The following is an 18,289-nucleotide window of genomic DNA, read 5'->3' on the forward strand; positions in this document are numbered from 1 at the left end:
TTTTAAAAGGAGGAAACAAAATGATAACGGTTGTTATTGCGGATCGTTTAGGAAAAGGACAAAAGGTAGCAGAAGGTGTAGAAAGCGCAGGAGGACAAGCGTTTGTTGTTCCGGGAATGGGCGCAGATATGCGCTTGGGGGATGTCATGCAGGAAAAAAATGCTGATTTAGGTATCTCATTTTGCGGAAGCGGAGGTGCAGGGGCACTTACAGCAGCAACGAAATATGGTTATTCAGAACGCCATGGCATGCGCTCGATCGAGGAAGGGATCACAGCGATTGAAGATGGGAAAAAGGTGCTAGGATTCGGCTTCATGGATCAGGCAGAATTAGGGAAACGGCTGACAGAAGCTTATCGAAAAAAATATGGTGAGGAAGAGTGACGGTGAGTGAAGTAATAAAATGCAGACAAGCGGTCATGTTAGAGGGAAAAGGAAAAACAAAACAAGCAGCGTTTGCGGATGCCCTGAACAAAGTATCAAAAAGTGTGTGTGAAGAGCAAAAGGTTGTTTTGAGAATCGAACCTCTAGATATCCAAATTCTTTCTGCTGAAAAAAACCAGTACGACGAGCGTTTCCTCTTTTTCTTTATGCCGAGAAAGCGGGTAGAGTATTGTGTGACTCTTAAAATAGAAGTGGAGATTTTGCTGATTGAAGCAGAGGAAGTCGTTTTTAAAGAAAAAAATAGGAAATCACCAGATACGATCCAGTTGCCGTTTTTGAGCAGAAGGCAGTTTTGAGCAAAGGAGAAAAAAGATGGGGATTATTTTGTTGAAATCATTGATTATCGGCGGTTTGTTAGGTTTTTCAGCGGGAATGGGCGCCGCCAGGATGTTTCATGCGCCAAAAACGCAAGGGTTAGGAGCTTTTCGGACATTAGGCGAAATGAATGCCTGTGAAGGTGACCCGGCTTCACATTTTTCATTCGGCTTAGGCTTTTTCTTCAACGCATGGGCCTCAGCTGTCGGCGCCGGGGCATTTACCCAAGATGTCACGCATCGAATCATTCCAAACTGGGCAGCAGCATCCTTGCTGATCAAAAATAAATCTTTAGAAAAAACGATGCATGATCCGAGAAAAATGGGGCTTTCTGGTGCATTGATCGGCGCAGTTTCAGTTGCTTTTCTAAATACGACCGCAGCGGCGATACCAGAGTCGCTTCAAGTTACAGCAGTTGCTGTATTAGTACCTGCGGCCACGATCTTGATCAATACGGTCATGCCGGTCTTATTTTGGCTGGCAGCCATCGATGCAGGCAAACGTTCTGGTTTTTGGGGGACATTGTTTGGTGCAGTTGCTCAAATGATTATGGGAAATGCTGTTCCAGGTGTGGTATTAGGGATTTTAGTAGGAAAAGGAGTCGATGACCAAGGATGGACGAGAATCACAAAAATCATTATGGTTTCTGCTGTCCTGCTGTTTGTTTTCAGCGGCTTCTTCCGAGGATTTGACTTGGAACTCTTAGATAGTTTCCATTTGGATATACCAGATTGGCTGCAGCAGCTTCATGATGTATTTACTGTGAAATAAGGAGGAGCGTATATGGAAATAAAAAAAGAAAATACATTTTGGCTCGCTGACTGGTCGTTTCCGATTCTGGTGGGATTGATGTCTGCGGCAGTTTTTGCTGGAACGCATATGTATGTTGCGTATGGTGTAGGAGCATTCAATGAAGTATCTATCGTTGCTATGCTGAAAGCAGGTCTAGATGGTGATTCTTACGGCGCGGCGGCAGCATTCGGTGCAAGTTTTCTCTTTGCACGCATTTTGGAAGGTTCGCTCGTAGGTATTCTTGATTTAGGCGGATCGATATTGACGGGTGTAGGGATCGGTGTCCCGGCGATCCTGCTTTCTATGGGGATTGATGCACCAATCAATAACTTCGTATTAGCGCTGATGACTGGAGCGGTTTTGGGTCTGGCAATCGGCGGTATCATTATTTTGATTCGGAAAGTAACGATCAATCAATCCAATTCGACATTTGGCGCCGATATTATGATGGGTGCCGGTAATCAATCTGGCCGTTTTTTAGGCCCGTTGATTATTTTAAGTGCGGCTACAGCTTCTATTCCTATTGGGATCGGTGCAACGATTGGCGCTGTTATATTTTATAAATGGGAAAAGCCGATCGCAGGCGGGGCAATCTTAGGAGCAATGATCTTTGGTGCCTTTTTCCCAGTCGCTGTTTAAAAAACAAACCATCAACACCTTGCTAAAGAATTTTTGCATGTTCATGCAGCTTCTTTAGCAAGGTGTTGATGGTTTCTGTGTAAAAAATGCTCACAATCGCTCTAAACTATGTTCTTTGAAATACTGCTCGATTTTCTCCGCATCTTCTTCATTCTTAGAAATAACGATGACGGTATCGAAACCGGCAATCGTACTGACCATATGCGGCGGATGGATATCATCAAGGACGGAAGCGAAAAGATGTGCGTTATCTGGCAACGTATTGACGATCGTAAGAAAATGCACACGTTCTACGCTTAAAACGATATCTTCGATCATACGAATCAATCGTTTTTCCTCTTCATTTTTTGTCTCGCCATCTTCTTGTTCACCATGAAACAGCATGAAGCGGGAAAGTCCGTGTTCATCTGGCGACTTGACGATCTTCAGGTCTCGGATGTCGCGGGAAATCGTTGCTTGAGTTGCTGTTACGCCATAACTTTCTAATTTTTTCAAAAGGTCTTCTTGTGTCCGGATGGGGGATTCTTCGATGATTTGTTTGATAAGTAAATGCCGCTCTGCTTTGCGCATATGCTTTCTCCTTTGTATTAAAAGATTCCATCAACATCATAACAAAAATCGCCCAACTTGCCCATACCTCTAAAAAATTAATGAAAAACCGCAAAATCTGCTTGCTTCCAATAAAACCCAGCGCTATGATTCTGCTAGCGGTAAAATAAAAAACAGAAAGCGTGAATCTATGAAAAAACTGCTCATTCTAGTAGGAAGTCTTGTATTTCTGTGCCTTCTTTTCACAACACCGGTAGCAGCTGTCGCAGGAGGACATGGCGGAGGCAGTTCACACGGCGGTAGTTCCCGCGGCGGTTCTTCGTTCGGTGGATCGACTGGCGGCGGAAGCTCCTATCGTTCAAGTACAAATTACAGTAGTTATGGAAGCAGCGGAGCATGGATAAGAGGTGGGAGATCTTCGTATTTCGAGATTTTTCTTTTTGGAGGAATCCCTTTATTCATCTATCTAAGAAGAAAAAATGGGGAGCGTAAACAAAGAGTCCTTGCCAAAGAAGAACTGTTTCAAGCAATCCCAGGAACAGACAAAGAAAAGAAACAGTTATTGGCACACATTGAAACCAGCTTTATGCAGATCCAATGGGCATGGGATCATGAAAATCCTGAAGAAGCACGAGCGTTCAGTACAGAAAGACTGCTTGAAGAACACAAGCGTGTCATCGAAAAAAATCAAGCAGACGGTTTGGTCAACCGAGTCGAAAAACTACATATTGAAAGTTTGGAGAACTACCGGGCAATCGGCGACAACAGCTTTTCGATCCATATCGACTTTACTTGTTTGGATTATATGATCGACCGCCAACGAAATTCTCTTGTCTCAGGCAGTAAACATAAGAAGCAGCTGTTTGCGCAAACGTGGTATTTTGACTATGATCCTGAAAGCAAGACGTGGAAAGCCGACTTTATCCAGCCGATTTATTTAAATTAAGAAATTTCTTCTGCATGCTCATCTTGAAGAAGCAGTAATTTACGTAGCGGAATAAAAAGAAAGAACAGGAGGGACTGAACCTTACTGTTCTTTTTTCTTTGTTTTACGTGCAAGAATCTTCTTCTCTCTTTGTCTAGCTCTTTCTTCTATCCATATAGCAGGCTCAATGCCATACTTTATCCAGTCATTGGATTCTTGTTTGTACTGTCTTACTTTTTCAAGAGGTAATTCTACTTCTATAATATCCTCAATATGTGACACTCTAAGAGCAATCATCATTGCAAATAAGTGAGAAATATTTATAACTCTATTGTTCTGTTTGTTGTTCACGTAGTCAGTAAGAGTTCCGTTACGTATCCCTGTCATTTTAGCAAGATCAGAGTTTATTAGTCTGCGCTCCTCTAACAGTTCTTTCAGTTTGTATCTGATTGTAATGTCCTCAGATAGTACTATTTTACGCAAGATTTCATTGGATGAACCTGCAAAATCCTCTTCACTTGTAAACTTAATTGCCATAATACTTTCAACCTCCTGTTTGAAATAATCTTAGCAGTATTCCGTAAAAAAAGTAAATACAATTTTTTGAAAAACTGTCCAGTTTTCTGGTGAATAGCACAATAGACCTTATGTAAGGACAAAACAAATTACAGGAGGTAGCGTAGATGGACATGAAAGACTTAGTAGCATTAGTAGAAGTATGGGCAAAGGATAAAGGTTTGGATGAAGCTGATCCTAAAGCGCAGTACTTAAAAGTTTCAGAAGAATGCGGTGAAATTGCTGCAGCACTTGCATGCAGTGATGAGAAAGAGTTGAAATATGCAATTGGAGACACAATGGTTATGCTGATTATCCTTGCATTGCAGAAGGGTTTATCAGCAGAAGAGTGTCTGGAAAAGGCAAAATCTATTGAATTAACAAGTAGACTGAATTCACTTCTCATTGGGATATCACCTGAGATGAAAACAGATCCAAGGTACTATATCCATGTAGAATATGAGGACAGTGCTACGGGATTTTCTTACGTCAACTACAGTACTAGAAGTGGTAAATATCTATTTTCCGGGGGCTTTTCAACAGATGTCTATCAGACGCAGTTCACACAAGCAGAGATTGATGCGTCACCTTTCCTTAAGAAGCTAGAAGGATTCAAAGTATTAGTACAAGAATAAAGATCAGAGCCAGAGTGACCTAACAGTTATTCTGGTTCATTTCTGTTTGAATAACAGTAATGTACTGATTTGAACTGCCTAGAAACAAGTAGAAATACACAGGAAATTGGCAGTAATTTCCACTTTTTTCTTGTAAAACAGAATATCATAGTGTATTATGTTCTGAGTGGGAGAACTTAGTAGGTTTAACCACACAAATCCACATTCTCGTTGGATTGTCAGTAGGTGCTTTCTTTGTGAAAGTTTGCTGGCAAGCTGAAGACAAGAAGAGGAAAACAAACAACCAAACTGGAGGAAACAACAAAATGGCAGTAATCTCAATGAAACAATTGCTAGAAGCCGGCGTACACTTTGGTCACCAAACTCGTCGCTGGAACCCAAAAATGAAGAAATATATCTTCACAGAAAGAAACGGCATCTACATCATCGACTTGCAAAAAACTGTTAAGTTAGTAGACGCAGCTTACGATTACATGAAAAACATGGCTGAAGAAGGCGGTGTTGCATTGTTCGTAGGTACAAAAAAACAAGCACAAGAAGCTATCAAAGAAGAAGCTACTCGCGCTGGTCAATACTACGTTAACCATCGTTGGTTAGGCGGAACATTGACAAACTGGGATACAATCCAAAAACGTATCAGCCGCTTGAAACAAATCAACGCTATGGAAGAAGATGGAACTTTTGAAGTTCTGCCTAAAAAAGAAGTTGTGGGCTTGAACAAAGAACGCGAACGTCTTGAAAAATTCCTAGGCGGTATCGCTGATATGCCAAGAATCCCAGACGTAATGTACATCGTTGACCCTCGTAAAGAGCGTATCGCAGTACAAGAAGCGCATAAATTAAACATCCCAATCGTCGCAATGGTAGATACAAACTGCGATCCAGACGAAATCGATGTTGTTATCCCTTCAAATGACGATGCAATCCGCGCCGTTAAATTGATCACTTCAAAAATGGCAGATGCATTTATCGAAGGAAACCAAGGTGAAGATCAAGTAGTTGAAGGCGACTTCGCTGCTGAAAACGAAGGAAACGAAACTTCAATCGAAGAAATCGTTGACGTTGTTGAAGGCGACAATACTGCTGAATAATAACGAATGATGGGGCTGTTTCAAAGGCTAGGCGACAAGCCTCACTCTCCTTTGAAACAGCTTTTTTTAAAACAAGAACACTACTAGGAGGAAGTAGAAATGGCAGACGTAACAGCTAAAATGGTAAAAGAACTACGCGAAATGACTGGCGTAGGAATGATGGATGCTAAAAAAGCATTGGTTGAAGTAGAAGGCGACATGGAGAAAGCTGTTGATCTTTTACGTGAAAAAGGTATGGCTAAAGCAGCGAAGAAAAATGATCGTATCGCAGCAGAAGGTCTAGCATCAGTAGCTGTAAAAGGAAATGCTGCAGCAATCGTTGAAGTAAACTCAGAAACAGACTTCGTTTCTAAAAACGAAATGTTCCAAGACCTAGTAAAAGAAATCGCTGAACTTATCGCAGACAACAAACCTGCTGATATGGAAGAAGCAATGAAAATCAAAACAGAAAAAGGTACAATCGAATCTGACTTGATCGAAGCAACACAAGTTATCGGAGAAAAAATCAGCTTCCGTCGTTTTGAAGTTGTTGAAAAAGACGACAACGCTGCATTTGGCGGATACTTGCACATGGGCGGACGTATCGCTGTATTGACTGTTTTAGAAGGCACAACTGATGAAACTGTTGCCCGCGACGTTGCAATGCACGTAGCAGCAATCAACCCTCGTTATGTTGACGAAACACAAATCCCAGAAGCAGAATTAGAACACGAAAGAACAGTTCTAACTGAACAAGCATTGAACGAAGGCAAACCAGCAAACATCGTGGACAAAATGGTTGAAGGACGCTTGAAAAAATTCAAAGCAGAAATCGCTTTGGTTGACCAACCATTCGTTAAAGATCCAGATATGACTGTTGAAAAATTTGTTTCTTCTAAAGGTGCAACTGTGAAAACATTCGTACGTTTCGAAGTCGGCGAAGGTATCGAAAAACGTGAAGATAACTTTGTTGAAGAAGTAATGAACCAAGTGAAAAAATAATTCTGTTATACAGACAGATGGACAAAACGATCATTGACAGCAATAGCAGATTTATTCGATCATCTTTCATGGATGATGATTGAAAAGAGCATGCTGATGGATGTCGCAGATCGGCGATGTTTATTTGTAATGAAGGGCTAGGACGAAAAGCAAAACTGCTTTTTGTCCCCGCCCCTTTTTTTAAGCAAATGACAGAAAGTTTCATCCATTTTATGGCGAAATGAGTTGGATATGGTAAAATAGCAATAGAAAACATTGGAGGAATTAGCATGGTCACACCGAAATATCAACGTGTAGTTTTAAAATTGAGCGGAGAAGCTTTGGCTGGGAATGAAGGTTTTGGTATCAAACCGCCCGTAATCAAAGAAATCATCGAAGAAATCAAAGAAGTACATGAACTAGGCGTTGAAATGGCGATCGTTGTCGGCGGAGGAAATATCTGGCGCGGACAGATCGGCGCGCAAATGGGCATGGAACGCGCTCAGGCTGATTACATGGGGATGCTGGCTACAGTTATGAATGCTTTAGCACTTCAAGATACATTGGAGAATGTAGGAGTTCCAACACGTGTACAAACTTCGATGGAGATGCGCCAAATCGCAGAGCCTTACATCAGACGTAAAGCAGAACGTCATTTAGAAAAAGGCCGTATCGTGATTTTTGCAGGCGGAACAGGAAATCCTTATTTCTCAACGGATACAACAGCTGCATTACGAGCTGCAGAAATAGGAGCAGATGTTATCCTAATGGCAAAAAATAACGTAGATGGCGTTTACTCTGCAGATCCTAAAGTCGATGAGAGTGCAATCAAATTTGAAGAATTGACACACTTAGAAGTTATCGCTAAAGGTTTGCAAGTAATGGATTCTACAGCAAGCTCTCTAAGCATGGACAATGATATTCCTTTAGTCGTATTCAACTTGAATGAACATGGAAATATCCGCCGGGCAATTTTAGGCGAAAATATCGGAACAACTGTAAGGGGGAAATAAAATGGCAGACGCAATTATGACAGAAGCAAAAGAAAAAATGCAGAAAGCAGCACAAAATTTACAACGTGAACTTGGTCAGATCCGTGCTGGACGTGCAAATGCAAGTCTATTAGACCGCATCTCTGTAAACTATTACGGAGCACCAACACCAATCAACCAGCTTGCTTCTATCCAAATCCCAGAAGCACGTGTATTGATGATCACACCTTTTGACAAAAGTATTCTTCAAGAAATCGAGAAAGCAATCATGGCGAGCGATATCGGTATCAGCCCAGCGAATGACGGAAACGTGATCCGCTTAGTGATTCCTCAATTAACAGAAGAACGCCGTAAAGAATTAGCAAAAGACGTGAAAAAAGAAGCTGAAAATGCTAAAATCGCTGTTCGAAACATCCGTCGCGATGCGATCGATGACTACAAAAAACAACAAAAAAATGGCGACATCACTGAAGATGATCTGCGCGGACTAGAAAAACAAGTGCAAACATTGACAGATGACAGCATCAAAGAAATCGATAAAATCGCTGCTGATAAAGAACAAGAACTTCTTGAAGTTTGATGATGCAAAAGCGCGGAACTCTTTTTGAAAAAAGATAAAGGCGTAAGCCGAGCAGTTTCCCGCAAATGCTAAAAGCCTGGCTGAATGAATCTATGATCGATTTATTTAGCCGGGCTTTTCTTTTTTTGGTAAAAAATACAAGAAAAGATAAAAAAGCAGCAGATACCATAGGCAACAAAAAGAGATATTGCTATAATAGATACGTGTCAATTTTAAGCATAGGAGGAAAAAGAATGCTACGTTTTTTTCCGCAAAAAAATAAATATATCCAAGAAAAAAGCGAATTTGAATTCGAGCCGAACGGTGAGATACCGAAACACATTGCCGTTATCATGGATGGTAACGGACGTTGGGCACAAAATCGGCGTTTGCCAAGAGTTGCCGGTCATAAAGAAGGAATGGAAACAGTCAAGAAAGTAACCAAGAAAGCTTCACGTCTTGGGGTTAAAGTATTGACGCTTTATGCCTTCTCAACAGAAAACTGGAAACGTCCGCAAGATGAAGTCAGCTTTTTGATGCAGCTTCCTGTCGATTTTTTTGATACCTTCGTTCCTGAATTGATCGAAGAAAATGTAAAAGTCAATGTGATGGGTTATCAAGAATTTTTACCAGAACATACACAAGATGCAGTCAAACGAGCAATCGAGCAGACGAAAGAAAATACAGGTATGGTGCTGAACTTCGCACTGAATTACGGCAGTCGAGCAGAAATCGTTACGGCTGTTCAAGAAATCGCTGAGAAAGCTGCGGCAAAAGAACTTGAGCCAGAAGCAATCGACGAAGCAGTGATTGCAGATCATTTGATGACTCGTTTCTTGCCTGCGGAACTTCGAGATCCTGAACTAGTGATCCGAACAAGCGGCGAAGAACGCATCAGCAATTTTTTGTTGTGGCAGATTGCTTACAGCGAATTATACTTTACCAAAGCATTGTGGCCTGATTTTGACGGCAATCATCTGGAAACGGCGATTGCTTCCTATCAAAACCGTGATCGACGTTTTGGCGGAGTAAAAAAAGTGAATAAGGAGGATCAAAAATGAAACAACGGGTAATCACAGCGGTTGTAGCGCTTATTTTATTCATTCCCATCCTCTGGGTCGGCGGGATCGCCGTAGAATTAGTAGCGGCTTTGTTGGCGGTAGTAGGAGTCTATGAACTTTTCCGAATGAAAGGTTTGACATTACTGAGTTTTGAAGGGATCTTATCGGCGATTGGCGCAGTTTTTCTTGTCTTGCCTAAAGAACGATGGTTTTTCTTTTTACCGGAAAATACAGATACGTTCATGCTGTTTTATTTGATCGTCATGATTTTATTGGGAACGTCAGTGATTTCAAAAAATACGTATACGATCGATGAAGCAGGATTCCCTGTACTAGTCAGCTTATATGTAGGAATGGGCTTCCAAAATTTTGTCAATGCACGGACGGAAGGTCTTGTTGTGCTGCTTTTCGGACTTTTTATCGTCTGGGCAACAGATATCGGGGCGTATATGGTTGGACGCCGATTTGGTCAAAGAAAATTATGGCCGGAGATTTCTCCAAATAAAACGATTGAAGGAGCTTTAGGCGGAATCGCTAGTGCGGTCGTTGTCGCTCTGCTTTATTTGATCCTTTATCCCGGGAAAGAATTCTTCAACCATGGAACAATCGTCATGCTTTTATTGACAATTATCTTTTCGATTGTTGGACAATTCGGCGATTTAGTCGAATCTGCATTCAAACGTCATTATGATGTCAAAGATTCTGGAAATATTTTGCCAGGACACGGCGGTATTTTGGATCGTTTTGACAGCATGCTGTTTGTTTTTCCGATCATGCACTTGTTTGGTGTTTTTTAAAAAATCTTCCTGTGTTTTTTATATTTGCGCAAGCCGATATAGAAGATACAGGTTTTTTAATACCAAGCTGTTCAGAGTGGTTTGAAAGCAGGACGGTTTTTTCAATAAACGAAAAAAATAGAAACTGAGGCAAAGTGTTATATTTATTGCGGACTTTTGTCAGCTTTCCGGCAGCATGCTCTTGGTCTCTTAGTCAGTCTATGTTAAAATTATAGTGTTTTAACTTTCCTGAATAAAATCTTCGAATAAACTATTTAAAATGAAGGAGAACATCTATGAAAACAATCCTAACGTTTATCATCGTATTTGGTATCTTGGTGATTGTGCATGAGTTCGGCCACTTTTTCTTTGCAAAACGATCGGGGATCCTTGTCCGGGAATTTGCTATCGGGATGGGTCCGAAAATCTATGGACATCAAGCAAAAGATGGGACTACATATACTTTGCGGCTGTTGCCGATCGGCGGATATGTACGTATGGCCAGAAATGGAGACGATGATACAGAACTTGCCCCAGGGATGCCGTTATCTCTTTCGTTTGATGAAGCGGGTGTCGTCCAAAAAATCAATCTCAGCAAAAAAGTCCAGCTTGCAAACAGTGTACCGATCGAGCTCGTCAGCTATGATTTAGAAGATGAACTAACGATCACAGGCTTTGTCAATGGCGATGATACCGAATCAGTGACGTATTCAGTGAATCATGATGCGACAGTGATCGAAGCTGATGGTACGGAAATCCGTATTGCCCCGAGAGATGTGCAATTCCAATCTGCAAAATTATGGCAAAGAATGCTGACGAACTTCGCAGGGCCGATGAACAATTTCATCCTAGCGATTCTTTTATTCATTGTTCTTTCCTTTATGCAAGGCGGTGTCCCAGTAACGGATACGAATCAAATCGGTGAAGTACAGCCGGACAGTGCAGCAGCACAAGCGGGTTTGGAAAAAGGCGATCAAATCACAAGTATCGATGGTGAACCTGTGCATACATGGACAGAATTAACGACGAAAATCACCGAGAATCCAGGCAAAAAATTGACTTTGGATGTGAAACGAGGAGAAACGACAAGAGAAGTAGAAGTTACGCCTAAAACAATCGAATCAAACGGCCAAAAAGCTGGACAACTAGGGATCCAAGTCCCGATGCGTACAGGCGCTATGGATAAAATCACAGGCGGCGTGACACGTGCGTTCAGCAGTTCGATGGAAATCTTCAAAGCACTAGGCTCTTTATTTACAGGATTCAGTCTTGATAAACTAGGTGGGCCAGTGATGATCTTCCAGCTTTCTTCACAAGCAGCAAATCAAGGATTGACTACTGTCATCAGCTTGATGGCTTTGCTTTCAATGAATTTAGGGATCATCAATCTGCTTCCGATTCCTGCTTTAGACGGCGGAAAACTTGTATTGAATGTGATTGAAGGTATCCGCGGAAAACCGCTAAGCCAAGAAAAAGAAGGCATCTTGACACTTGTCGGATTTGGCTTCTTGATGTTATTGATGGTTCTAGTAACATGGAACGATATCCAACGTTTCTTTTTTTAAAATGGGTTGACATATAGGGTATAATTACAAAAGTGAATAATTTGTGGAAGAGGAGTCCAGAAAATGAGACAATCAAAAATGCTGATCCCAACATTACGGGAAGTACCAAATGATGCAGAAGTATTAAGTCATCAAATCTTGCTGCGTGCGGGGTATATCCGCCAAGTTTCAGCAGGTATCTATTCTTACTTGCCATTAGCAAACCGGGTATTAGAAAAATTAAAAACGATCATGCGGGAAGAATTCGAAAAAATCGGTGCAGTAGAAATGCTGATGCCAGCAATCTTGCCAGCAGAACTTTGGAAAGAGTCTGGACGTTATGAAACTTACGGACCAAATCTATACCGTTTGAAAGACCGTAACGACCGCGACATGATCTTGGGACCTACACATGAAGAAACATTTACAGAATTGATCCGTGATGAAATCAGTTCTTATAAAAAATTGCCATTGAATCTATATCAGATCCAAGCAAAATACCGCGACGAAAAACGTCCTCGTTTCGGCTTGCTTCGCGGACGGGAATTTATCATGAAAGATGCGTATTCTTTCCATGCTTCAGAAGAAAGTTTGGATGAAACATATAAAGATTACGAACAAGCATATACAGAGATTTTCAAACGCTGCGGACTTGAATTCCGTGCGATCATTGGTGATGGCGGAGCAATGGGCGGAAAAGATTCAAAAGAATTCATGGCCATCTCAGAAATCGGTGAAGATACGATTTGTTATTCAACAGAAAGCGACTATGCAGCCAATCTAGAAATGGCAACAAGTTATTATACGCCTAAAAAATCACATGAAACACAACTTGAATTAGAGAAGAAAGAAACACCAGATGTGAAAACGATCGAAGAAGTAGCAGCATTCTTTGAAGTCGATCCTCAAAAAATCATCAAATCTGTTTTGTTTATCGCAGACAATGAGCCTGTGTTGGTTCTAGTACGCGGCGACCATGAAGTGAACGATGTGAAATTGAAAAACTTCTTAGGTGCAGACTTCTTAGAAGAAGCAAGCGAAGAAGATGCACAAAAATACCTAGGCGCAGACTTCGGTTCTGTAGGTCCAATCGGTTTATCTGAAAAAGTACGTTTATATGCAGACCGCCATGTCCAAGACTTAGCAAATGCAGTAGCTGGTGCCAATGAAACTGGGTTCCATTATGTGAATGTCAATCCAGAAAGAGATTTTGAAGTAGCTGCTTATGAAGACTTGCGCTTTGTCCAAGAAGGCGACCCTTCACCAGATAACATCGGTGTTCTTGAATTTAAAAAAGGGATCGAAATCGGTCATATCTTTAAATTAGGTACACGTTACAGCGAATCAATGGGCGCAACTGTCCTAGACGAAAACGGCCGTGAAAAATTAGTGATCATGGGCTGTTACGGTATTGGTGTCAGTCGTCTGCTTTCAGCAATCGTTGAACAAAATGCAGACGAAAACGGCATCAACTGGCCAACAGGAATCGCACCATTTGATCTTCACGTTGTTCAAATGAATGTCAAAGATGAATATCAAACAAACTTGACAAAAGAAGTAGAACAAACAATGATGGCTGCAGGTTACGAAGTCTTAGTCGACGACCGTAATGAACGTGCCGGTGTGAAATTTGCAGATTCCGATCTAATCGGCTGCCCAATCAGAATCACGATTGGTAAAAAAGCAGTAGACGGCATCGTCGAAGTCAAAATCAAAAAGACAGGCGAAATGCTGGAAGTCCGTAAAGAAGAATTAGCAAATACATTGCCGATCCTATTTAACCAAGGAAAATAAGCAAGAGACCGGAACGAGTCTGCGTTCCGGTTTCTTTTTTATTGGCCAACACAGAAAGAGAAACCTCTTTCGCGATTTTTTAATGAAAAACGATCCAAAAACGAGTATACTAAAAGATACTGAAAAAGAATTTATCCCAGGATAAAATCAGAAAGGGCGTATTTTTTTGTCTGAAAAACGAGAGTTATTTGAAAAACTGCTGGATCAGATCCAGTTAGAAGAAGCAGAAAAAACTCATCCGTTGATCGCTGGCGGCGAACTAGGCGAAGTCATCGTGCATCGGAAATCTCGTTTATGGGAATTCACACTGCATGTTGCCAACATCTTGCCGCTGATGCTTTATCGTTCACTCCATCAGCATTTGGAGTTAGCGTTTAAAGAAATCGCACAAATCAAACTCAATGTGATCGCACAAGATCAAAATTTTGATGAACAACTGCTGCAGGATTATTGGAGCCAAGCACTTCAAAACCAACAATGTGATACACCATTAGCGCAAAAAGTCTTGAAAACACAAGTCCCGATCATTCAAGACCGAAAAATCATTTTGCCGGTAGACAGCGCAGCAACGATCGATTATTTGAAACAGCAATATCTTCCTTTAGTGGAAAAGCTGTTTGTGAGTTATGGATTTCCTAAATTCCACATCGAACCAGAAGTAGACGAGCAGCAAGCCAAACGTGTACTGGAATTGTTTGAGGAAAGAAAACAGGAACAAGCAGAAGCCTTTATGAAACAAGCGGCCGAGAGCCTGATCATCCATGAACAAAAGAAAAAAGAGAAGAAAGAACAAGCACCTGCACTTGAAGGCCCAATCCAATTGGGCAGAAATATCCCTAACGATGAACCAGTTACTCCAATGGCGAATATCTTAGAAGAAGAACGCAGAGTGACAATCGAAGGGTATGTTTTTGACAAAGAAGTGCGGGAATTACGTTCCAAACGTAAAATCCTGACATTGAAAATCACAGATTATACCTCCTCTTTCATTGTCAAAAAATTCTCGAATGGTGAAAAAGATGAACAAATCTTTGAAGCAATCAGCAAAGGCAGCTGGATGAAAGTCCGCGGAAGCATCCAAGAAGATACGTTCGTGAGAGATTTAGTCATGAACGCGCAAGATTTGATGGAAGTCAAACACGCGCCAAGAAAAGACTATGCCCCAGAAGGTGAAAAACGCGTTGAGCTTCATCTGCACAGCAATATGAGTACGATGGATGCGACAAACAGTGTTTCTGATCTAGTCGCACAGGCTGGAAAATGGGGACATCGTGCCATTGCTATCACAGACCATGGCGGTGCCCAATCGTTTCCAGAAGCGCATAGCGCTGGGAAAAAAGCCGGCGTCAAGATCCTTTACGGCGTCGAAGCCAATGTGGTAGATGATGGTGTACCAATTGCTTACAATGACGCGCACGAAAGTTTGACGGATGCTACGTATGTCGTATTCGACGTGGAAACAACAGGTTTGTCTGCTGTTTACGATACGATCATCGAGCTAGCGGCTGTCAAGATGTATAAAGGAAATGTCATTGAATCCTTTGATGAGTTTATTGATCCCGGCCATCCTTTGTCACGGACAACTGTTGATTTGACTGGGATCACCGATGAGATGGTCCGAGGCTCAAAATCAGAAGAAGAAGTTTTGCGCCTGTTCTTGGAGTTTTCAAAAGACTCGATACTGGTTGCCCATAATGCGGCATTTGATATGGGTTTCTTGAATACAAGTTATGCAAGATATGGTATTCCAGAAGCAGACAATCCAGTTATTGATACTCTTGAATTAGCTCGTTATTTGTATCCGCAATTCAAACGTTTTGGTTTAGGCGTCCTGTCTAAAAAATTCGGTGTCAGCTTAGAACAGCATCACCGGGCGATTTTTGATGCGGAAGCTACAGGGCATCTTGCCTGGATTTTCGTCAAAGAAGCAATGGAAAATCATGAAATGCTTTATCATGATCATCTGAATGCGCATATCGGAGAAGGAGATTCCTACAAACGGGCGCGTCCTTTCCATGTAACTATTTTGGCAAAAAATCAAGCCGGGCTGAAAGATCTTTTCAAATTGATTTCTTTATCCAATGTGAAATACTTTGAAAGAGTACCGCGGATCCCACGTTCGCAATTAAGCAAAATGCGGGAAAATCTGCTGATTGGTTCAGCCTGCGAAAAAGGCGAGATTTTTGAAGCAATGATGCAAAAAGGAGTAGAAGAAGCCGAAAAACGAGCAAAATTCTACGATTACATCGAAGTGATGCCAAAAGCTGTTTATGCGCCGTTATTAGAACAAGAATTGGTCAAAAACGAGCGTGACTTGGAAGAAATCATCCGTAATCTTGTCGAAATCGGCAAGAAGCAAGACAAACTGGTCGTAGCAACCGGGAATGTCCATTATTTGAATGAAGAAGACGGCATTTATCGAAAAATACTCATCAATTCGATGGGCGGAGCAAATCCTTTGAACCGCCATTCATTACCGGATGTCCATTTCCGTACAACGGATGAGATGTTGACAGCTTTTGCTTTTTTAGGCGAAGAAACAGCGAAAGAACTCGTTGTTGAAAACACTAATAAAATCGCGGACATCTGTGAAGAAGTCGTACCAGTCAAAGATGAGTTGTATACGCCGAAAATCCCAGGTTCCGAAGATGAAATCACAAAATTGAGTTATGATCGCGCGAAAGAATTATACGGCGATCCTTTACCTGAGATCATCGAAAAAAGACTGGAAAAAGAATTGAATTCGATCAATGGGAATGGGTTTTCCGTGATTTATTTGATTTCACAAAAACTGGTGCATAAAAGCAATCAGGATGGTTACCTTGTTGGTTCTCGGGGATCAGTAGGTTCCAGCTTTGTGGCAACGATGACCGGGATCACAGAGGTTAATCCTCTTGCGCCTCATTATTATTGTCCCGAGTGCCAATACTCCGAATTTTTTGAAGACGGAACGTATGGATCAGGATTTGATATGCCAGAAAAACAATGTCCAAAATGCGGTGCCCGCTTGAAAAAAGACGGCCATGACATTCCTTTTGAAACATTCTTAGGATTCCATGGCGACAAAGTACCCGATATCGATTTGAACTTTTCTGGTGATTACCAAGCAGAGGCCCATAACTACACGAAAGTCCTATTTGGTGAAGAATATGTTTATCGTGCGGGAACAATCGGTACGGTGGCAGACAAGACGGCCTATGGATTTGTTAAAGGATATGAAAGAGATCATAACCTTCAGTTCCGCAGTGCAGAAGTCGATCGTTTAGCAAAAGGTGCAACTGGTGTCAAACGTACAACTGGGCAGCATCCCGGCGGTATTATCGTTATTCCTGACTACATGGATGTATATGATTTTACGCCGATCCAATTTCCAGCAGATGATCAAAATTCAGAATGGAAAACGACGCACTTTGATTTCCACTCGATCCACGATAATGTATTGAAACTTGATATCCTAGGACACGATGATCCTACGGTGATTCGGATGTTGCAGGATTTATCAGGAATTGACCCGCAAACGATCCCGACAGATGATCCAGAAGTGATGCGGATTTTTGCTGGACCAGATGTTTTAGGTGTGACACCAGACCAGATTTATTCCAAAACTGGGACATTAGGGATTCCAGAATTTGGTACACGGTTTGTACGGGGAATGTTGGAAGAGACACATCCTACGACATTTGCTGAATTACTGCAGATCTCAGGTCTGTCTCACGGTACTGACGTATGGTTAGGCAATGCCGAAGAATTGATTCGACGCGGCGATGCGACACTGGCAGAAGTAATCGGTTGTCGTGACGATATCATGGTTTATTTGATCCATGCCGGTCTAGACAGCGGGATGGCGTTCAAAATCATGGAAACGGTGCGTAAGGGATTATGGAACAAGATCCCTGAAGAACTGCGTGAAACATACTTGACTGCGATGAAAGAAAACAATGTACCAGATTGGTATATCGACTCATGTTCGAAAATTAAGTATATGTTCCCGAAAGCCCATGCGGCAGCCTATGTATTGATGGCCTTGCGGGTGGCTTATTTCAAAGTGTATTATCCAATCCTTTATTACTGTGCATACTTCTCTGTTCGGGCAGACGACTTTGATCTTGTGGCAATGTGCAAAGGAAAAGACGCAGTCAAACAAGCAATGAAAGAAATCACAGACAAAGGTCTAGAAGCTTCAACAAAAGAAAAAAACCAGCTGACCGTTTTAGAGTTAGCAAATGAGATGCTGGAACGCGGTTTATCATTCGGAATGATCGATTTGTACAAATCCGATGCCGTCAATTTCGTGATCGATGGCGATACACTGATTGCACCATTCCGTGCGGTACCTAGTTTGGGTCTGAACGTAGCCAAACAAATCGTGGAAGCCCGAAAAGACGGTCCATTCTTGTCAAAAGAAGACTTGGCTACACGAGGAAAAGTGTCTAAAACACTGATTGAATACATGAATGACAACGGTGTATTGAAAGATCTTCCTGATGAGAACCAGCTTTCATTGTTCGACATGCTTTAAGCCGAAAAATAGAAAATGGGAGCATAACCATATGTTGCCGGATACTGTTTGTTTTTCGTTCTCCGAACAAGCGCAGCCTGAAACTTGAAACAGCTGCCATGCCTTATTTTTCAAGTCAGACCATTACTTGAACCTTTTGT

General features: G+C 41.7%; 17 protein-coding genes. 15 read left to right on the forward strand and 2 right to left on the reverse strand.

The window, feature by feature from the left end:
* The first annotated feature begins 20 nt into the window (after window positions 1-20).
* From IGI64_RS04930 to IGI64_RS04945, 4 genes are read left to right on the forward strand one after another with little or no spacing between them, the layout of a single operon-like run.
* Window positions 21-383 carry an SFCGS family glycine-rich protein gene (locus IGI64_RS04930; RefSeq protein ID WP_016625416.1) on the forward strand — a complete coding sequence of 121 codons (363 nt, stop codon included), beginning with the start codon at window positions 21-23 and terminating at the stop codon, window positions 381-383.
* Between the two features lie 2 nt (window positions 384-385).
* Window positions 386-739: a DUF4312 family protein gene (locus IGI64_RS04935; RefSeq protein ID WP_429939673.1), complete on the forward strand. Its 354-nt coding sequence runs from the start codon at window positions 386-388 to the stop codon at window positions 737-739.
* Window positions 740-755: 16 nt separating this feature from the next.
* Window positions 756-1,529 (forward strand): DUF4311 domain-containing protein, encoded by a 774-nt coding sequence (locus IGI64_RS04940; protein ID WP_429939675.1) that lies wholly within the window; start codon window positions 756-758, stop codon window positions 1,527-1,529.
* 12 nt (window positions 1,530-1,541) lie between these two features.
* Window positions 1,542-2,189, forward strand: a complete 648-nt coding sequence (locus IGI64_RS04945) for a DUF4310 family protein (RefSeq protein WP_429939677.1) — start codon at window positions 1,542-1,544, stop codon at window positions 2,187-2,189.
* 90 nt (window positions 2,190-2,279) lie between these two features.
* Here IGI64_RS04945 and IGI64_RS04950 read toward each other — a convergent pair whose 3' ends face one another.
* Window positions 2,280-2,759 (reverse strand): arginine repressor, encoded by a 480-nt coding sequence (locus IGI64_RS04950; protein WP_016625412.1) that lies wholly within the window; start codon window positions 2,757-2,759, stop codon window positions 2,280-2,282.
* A 169-nt stretch (window positions 2,760-2,928) separates the two neighbouring features.
* Here IGI64_RS04950 and IGI64_RS04955 point away from each other — a divergent pair, with 169 nt between their 5' ends.
* A complete protein-coding gene (locus IGI64_RS04955; RefSeq protein WP_429939678.1) occupies window positions 2,929-3,684 on the forward strand; it encodes a TIM44-like domain-containing protein in 756 nt (251 codons plus the stop codon).
* Between the two features lie 81 nt (window positions 3,685-3,765).
* Here IGI64_RS04955 and IGI64_RS04960 read toward each other — a convergent pair whose 3' ends face one another.
* The gene (locus IGI64_RS04960) at window positions 3,766-4,200 is read right to left on the reverse strand and encodes a helix-turn-helix domain-containing protein (RefSeq protein ID WP_429939680.1); all 435 of its coding nucleotides are present in this window, start codon (window positions 4,198-4,200) and stop codon (window positions 3,766-3,768) included.
* A gap of 146 nt (window positions 4,201-4,346) precedes the next feature.
* Between IGI64_RS04960 and IGI64_RS04965 the strand changes: the two genes are divergently transcribed.
* The 10 genes from IGI64_RS04965 (at window position 4,347) to IGI64_RS05010 (ending at window position 18,149) form a co-directional block, all read left to right on the forward strand.
* Complete coding sequence (locus IGI64_RS04965) at window positions 4,347-4,853, forward strand: MazG-like family protein (protein WP_429939681.1); 507 nt, start codon at window positions 4,347-4,349, stop codon at window positions 4,851-4,853.
* 305 nt (window positions 4,854-5,158) lie between these two features.
* Window positions 5,159-5,944, forward strand: coding sequence for a 30S ribosomal protein S2 (gene rpsB / locus IGI64_RS04970; protein WP_034863150.1), 786 nt, complete (start codon window positions 5,159-5,161; stop codon window positions 5,942-5,944).
* A 99-nt stretch (window positions 5,945-6,043) separates the two neighbouring features.
* Window positions 6,044-6,925, forward strand: coding sequence for a translation elongation factor Ts (gene tsf / locus IGI64_RS04975; RefSeq protein WP_429939683.1), 882 nt, complete (start codon window positions 6,044-6,046; stop codon window positions 6,923-6,925).
* A 269-nt stretch (window positions 6,926-7,194) separates the two neighbouring features.
* The gene (gene pyrH / locus IGI64_RS04980; RefSeq protein ID WP_016625407.1) at window positions 7,195-7,917 is read left to right on the forward strand and encodes a UMP kinase; all 723 of its coding nucleotides are present in this window, start codon (window positions 7,195-7,197) and stop codon (window positions 7,915-7,917) included.
* A 1-nt stretch (window position 7,918) separates the two neighbouring features.
* On the forward strand, window positions 7,919-8,476 hold the full coding sequence (gene frr, locus IGI64_RS04985; RefSeq protein WP_016625405.1) for a ribosome recycling factor: 558 nt from the start codon (window positions 7,919-7,921) through the stop codon (window positions 8,474-8,476).
* 233 nt (window positions 8,477-8,709) lie between these two features.
* Complete coding sequence (locus IGI64_RS04990) at window positions 8,710-9,516, forward strand: isoprenyl transferase (protein WP_429939685.1); 807 nt, start codon at window positions 8,710-8,712, stop codon at window positions 9,514-9,516.
* A complete protein-coding gene (locus IGI64_RS04995) occupies window positions 9,513-10,313 on the forward strand; it encodes a phosphatidate cytidylyltransferase (RefSeq protein ID WP_016625403.1) in 801 nt (266 codons plus the stop codon). Before IGI64_RS04990 ends, IGI64_RS04995 begins: the two co-directional genes overlap by 4 nt.
* A 275-nt stretch (window positions 10,314-10,588) precedes the next feature.
* A complete protein-coding gene (gene rseP / locus IGI64_RS05000) occupies window positions 10,589-11,857 on the forward strand; it encodes an RIP metalloprotease RseP (RefSeq protein ID WP_429939686.1) in 1,269 nt (422 codons plus the stop codon).
* 63 nt (window positions 11,858-11,920) lie between these two features.
* Window positions 11,921-13,630, forward strand: a complete 1,710-nt coding sequence (locus IGI64_RS05005) for a proline--tRNA ligase (RefSeq protein WP_429939688.1) — start codon at window positions 11,921-11,923, stop codon at window positions 13,628-13,630.
* Window positions 13,631-13,796: 166 nt separating this feature from the next.
* Window positions 13,797-18,149, forward strand: a complete 4,353-nt coding sequence (locus IGI64_RS05010) for a PolC-type DNA polymerase III (RefSeq protein ID WP_429939690.1) — start codon at window positions 13,797-13,799, stop codon at window positions 18,147-18,149.
* Window positions 18,150-18,289 lie beyond the last annotated feature (140 nt).

Source organism: Enterococcus sp. DIV0210g (genome assembly GCF_050559705.1).
Lineage (GTDB): Bacteria > Bacillota > Bacilli > Lactobacillales > Enterococcaceae > Enterococcus_B > Enterococcus_B faecalis_A.

Bases quoted from the DNA above. Each gene is read 5' to 3' on its own strand.
- frr (WP_016625405.1), top strand. From the start codon at position 7,919: ATGGCAGACGCAATTATGACAGAAGCAAAAGAAAAAATGCAGAAAGCA.
- IGI64_RS04990 (WP_429939685.1), top strand. From the start codon at position 8,710: ATGCTACGTTTTTTTCCGCAAAAAAATAAATATATCCAAGAAAAAAGC.
- rseP (WP_429939686.1), top strand. From the start codon at position 10,589: ATGAAAACAATCCTAACGTTTATCATCGTATTTGGTATCTTGGTGATT.
- IGI64_RS04950 (WP_016625412.1), bottom strand. From the start codon at position 2,759: ATGCGCAAAGCAGAGCGGCATTTACTTATCAAACAAATCATCGAAGAA.
- IGI64_RS04945 (WP_429939677.1), top strand. From the start codon at position 1,542: ATGGAAATAAAAAAAGAAAATACATTTTGGCTCGCTGACTGGTCGTTT.
- tsf (WP_429939683.1), top strand. From the start codon at position 6,044: ATGGCAGACGTAACAGCTAAAATGGTAAAAGAACTACGCGAAATGACT.
- IGI64_RS04930 (WP_016625416.1), top strand. From the start codon at position 21: ATGATAACGGTTGTTATTGCGGATCGTTTAGGAAAAGGACAAAAGGTA.
- IGI64_RS04965 (WP_429939681.1), top strand. From the start codon at position 4,347: ATGGACATGAAAGACTTAGTAGCATTAGTAGAAGTATGGGCAAAGGAT.
- pyrH (WP_016625407.1), top strand. From the start codon at position 7,195: ATGGTCACACCGAAATATCAACGTGTAGTTTTAAAATTGAGCGGAGAA.
- rpsB (WP_034863150.1), top strand. From the start codon at position 5,159: ATGGCAGTAATCTCAATGAAACAATTGCTAGAAGCCGGCGTACACTTT.
- IGI64_RS04995 (WP_016625403.1), top strand. From the start codon at position 9,513: ATGAAACAACGGGTAATCACAGCGGTTGTAGCGCTTATTTTATTCATT.
- IGI64_RS05005 (WP_429939688.1), top strand. From the start codon at position 11,921: ATGAGACAATCAAAAATGCTGATCCCAACATTACGGGAAGTACCAAAT.
- IGI64_RS04940 (WP_429939675.1), top strand. From the start codon at position 756: ATGGGGATTATTTTGTTGAAATCATTGATTATCGGCGGTTTGTTAGGT.
- IGI64_RS04960 (WP_429939680.1), bottom strand. From the start codon at position 4,200: ATGGCAATTAAGTTTACAAGTGAAGAGGATTTTGCAGGTTCATCCAAT.
- IGI64_RS04955 (WP_429939678.1), top strand. From the start codon at position 2,929: ATGAAAAAACTGCTCATTCTAGTAGGAAGTCTTGTATTTCTGTGCCTT.